The sequence below is a fragment of the Hoylesella timonensis 4401737 = DSM 22865 = JCM 15640 genome (assembly GCF_000455445.1).
Taxonomy (GTDB): domain Bacteria; phylum Bacteroidota; class Bacteroidia; order Bacteroidales; family Bacteroidaceae; genus Prevotella; species Prevotella timonensis.
This window is the reverse complement of sequence record NZ_HG417109.1, coordinates 5,654-8,854: the sequence shown is the minus strand read 5'-3', so window position 1 is coordinate 8,854 and position 3,201 is coordinate 5,654. Positions and strand designations below refer to the sequence as shown.

6 protein-coding genes are annotated in these 3,201 nt (G+C 37.8%); 5 read left to right on the top strand and 1 reads right to left on the bottom strand.

The window, feature by feature from the left end; genetic code table 11:
• The 4 genes from BN35_RS12600 to BN35_RS12580 all read left to right on the top strand — a co-directional run.
• The coding region (locus BN35_RS12600; protein ID WP_044071617.1) for a hypothetical protein at positions 1-314 on the top strand (314 nt) is incomplete at its 5' end.
• The gene (locus BN35_RS13415; RefSeq protein WP_025073218.1) at positions 271-1,623 is read left to right on the top strand and encodes an RHS repeat domain-containing protein; all 1,353 of its coding nucleotides are present in this window, start codon (positions 271-273) and stop codon (positions 1,621-1,623) included. The genes BN35_RS12600 and BN35_RS13415, both read left to right, overlap by 44 nt.
• Positions 1,624-1,649: 26 nt before the next feature.
• Positions 1,650-2,096 (top strand): hypothetical protein, encoded by a 447-nt coding sequence (locus BN35_RS12585; RefSeq protein ID WP_025073217.1) that lies wholly within the window; start codon positions 1,650-1,652, stop codon positions 2,094-2,096.
• Entirely contained in the window at positions 2,093-2,524 is a 432-nt protein-coding gene (locus BN35_RS12580) for a hypothetical protein (protein ID WP_025073216.1), read from the top strand. Before BN35_RS12585 ends, BN35_RS12580 begins: the two co-directional genes overlap by 4 nt.
• A 190-nt stretch (positions 2,525-2,714) precedes the next feature.
• Here the strand turns inward: BN35_RS12580 and BN35_RS14270 are convergent, their stop codons facing one another.
• A complete protein-coding gene (locus BN35_RS14270; RefSeq protein ID WP_257009526.1) occupies positions 2,715-2,840 on the bottom strand; it encodes a hypothetical protein in 126 nt (41 codons plus the stop codon).
• An 84-nt stretch (positions 2,841-2,924) separates the two neighbouring features.
• Here BN35_RS14270 and BN35_RS13780 point away from each other — a divergent pair.
• Positions 2,925-3,201 (top strand): hypothetical protein (locus BN35_RS13780; protein WP_148300592.1); only part of this gene is annotated, 277 nt, incomplete at its 3' end.

Here is a 3,201-nt window from a genome sequence, read left to right as displayed (position 1 = left end):
TGTTAAATGATATCTTTGCTGCAAATCCTGATTTTGAAAACAAAATTCCTTATGTTACACTATGGGTTGTTGAGTATGAAAATAATAAATTTAACCAAGTAATAAGAGAGCTAGGCTTTGATACTAATGGGAAAATTATAGTAAAATTACCAGATAAAAGAAATTTCGGATTTTGGATAGATTCTGATTATACAATGAAAGACTATTGTAAACTAAATATCCAAATGATAACAGAACAAGAGTTTAACAATTTATGGAACTCTGTCGATTATGATAGAAAAAAAGGTGAATTTAAACCTGTTCATAGCTTCTGACAGGGTGTCCAAACAAAACATTCATCCTTGTTTGAAGAGTTGCATTGTAGGGTATTGTTATATTGTCAATATAGATGAGAAAGGCACGAAGGTCTTCGATGTCTCCTACGATGCGTGGGGCAGGCAGACGGTAACGCTCAACACCATCGGGCTGCACCGTGGCTACACAGGTCATGAGATGCTCGGTGAGTTTGAGATTATTAACATGAACGAGCGGCTGTATGACCCTGTCCTCGGCCGCTTCTTCAGCCCTGACAACTATGTTCAGATGCCGGACAACAGCCAGAACTTCAACCGCTACAGCTGTTGTTTGAACAATCCGCTGAAATACACGGATCCGAGTGGGGATTTTTGGAACCTTATCATAGGTGCTGCTATTGGAGGAGTCTTCAATTGGGCGTCACATGGATTCCAGCTTAATGCGAAGGGACTCGGCTACTTCGCCACTGGTGCAGTTGCCGGAGCTGTCGGTGCAGGATTAGCATCAGGAGTGAACGTTGCCATGGCAGGAGGTAATTTCTGGACTGGAGCAGCAGGATTAGCCAAAGGAATAGCTTCTACAGGATTCCTTGCTGGTGCTGCTTCGGGTGCAAGCGCAGGATTTGCAGGCGGGTTTATTTACGGTGCAGGTAATTCATGGGTTGATGGACACAGTTTTGGGAAAGGTCTTCTTGCTGGTTTAGAATCTGGAGGCATCGGAGCTTTAGAAAGCGGTCTTACTGGAGGAATCTTCGGTGGCATTGATGCAATGGATAACCATGCAAACTTCTGGACAGGAAGGGGGTACTTTGATACGACAGGAGCCATGGCCTATCAAGGATGTAAGCCAAAAGAATTTAAAATCGGAGATAAGATTAAAGCAAAATACGTCGGAAGATTCGAAGGTCAAAGTGTTTTTGAAAGTAAGTATCTAGGTTCACTATCGAGTGATGAATATGCAGCTTTCACACTACCTGACATAGGCATATTCGCTGGTGAGGGCGTATTCTCTAGTAGCCAAATAAATGGACTCGTAATGATGCAACACGAGTTCGGCCATGTCCTCCAGTATCGAAAAGTAGGAATAGATTTTTATTATGAAGTCATTGCTAAAGAAAGTGCGATGAATTGTAATGGTATTTGGCCATACAATGGTATCCCACATGATGAATATTGGACTGAAACATGGGCAAACTATCTTTCAAAGCAATACTTCGGAGAAAGATGGTTTGGAATGGAAATAAAGATTAAAGGTCATTTGGATTTTTATTATCCATCAAAAAATGTTAGTAGATCGTTCTTATTCAAGAAATCTTTATTACCTTTCTGACAGATAACTTTTTTAATATATTGCACATGAAAAAAATATCGATAGTGGTAAAAATAGTTTTGATGTTATTGATTTTAGATATATTTAGTTCTTGTATTATGGACAGAAAAACCACCCTCTATATAAAGAACTGTACAAAAGACACCTTATTAATAGAGTTATCGGAGGCAGATACTCTTGTTAACTGGCAATTTTGGGGTAAGCAAGCTGCGGATGTCGTTTCGCTGAATGATACAGACGAGGTAGATATTGCATTTTATAAAGCTATCATCGGCAGTTTTGCGTTACCAGATTCAACTATCTATATTGACCCATATATATATAGTCACTATGACACTTGTTACCTTTATACCATTAAGTGGAATATAGCAAAAAAATATTCAATGGATGAAATCCGTGCAAAAAAGCTCTATGACAGACGGACTGTAACCAAGAAGAACTTCCATAACCGTTTATTCGAATACAAAAAATGAATACTTTAAAGTTATCTATAATTACTTGTTTTTCAATACTATATTCTCTCACATCTTTTGCAGAGGTAAAATCGGATGTCAGCATTGAAATAGGAAGCTTCGACTCTATACCATCAGAGATAGATGGTGGTTGTTGTGTTTTTTATAAGTATCCAGGCAAAGTGCGAAATAAAGGCTACATTATGGTGAACGATCTTGCGACCACAGCTTACATGATGGTTAATCGTCATCTTGAAGAGTTTACTCTTGTGGCCAATAAGAAAGATGTTTTTTGGTATAAGAATAAAAAATTCACTTTAAAAGTGACGATTAACAGTACAACAAGTAAAGTCCATGGTGAGTCTTTCAATGTGAAGGGCATCCTTATCGTGGAAGATCACAACAAGAATAGACGAAAACTTGCTTTCTGTGGGAATTGTGACTGGTAGTTTATGCTTTAGTATTAGGTGTAATTGAGGTTGTCGCCCACATGTTAGTATATGAATGATGATGTGTAGGAACTAGCACTTTCAAGTCACTACACATGCTAATCACATTAGGGTGTACCTGCCGAATCCCATGTCCGATTTCGGCGGCAATTATATAGGAAATTTTAGTGTAGATAAAAATTATGGGCGATTAGGCAACATCCTCTCCGTTATGGATGAGAATGGCACGAAGGTTTTCGATTCCTCCTACGATGCGTAGGGCAGTCAGACGGTGACAATCAGCACAATAGGCCTTTACCGTGGCTATACGGGACATCGTCGCTAAATTATTACGTTTAACTTTTATGTAATTATGTTGTATTTTAAGTTTCAATATCGGCACCGTCAAGAAAATGGTATTATGAAGAAAAAAAATATATGGCGAGTACTATTTTCGGTGTTAAATGATATCTTTGCTGCAAATCCTGATTTTGAAAACAAAATTCCTTATGTTGCCCTATGGGTTGTTGAGTATGAAAATAATAAATTTAACCAAGTAATAAGAGAGCTAGGCTTTGATACTAATGGGAAAATTATAGTAAAATTACCAGATAAAAGAAATTTTGGATTTTGGATAGATTCTGATTATACAATGAAAGACTATTGTAAACTTGATATCCAAATGATAACAGAACAAT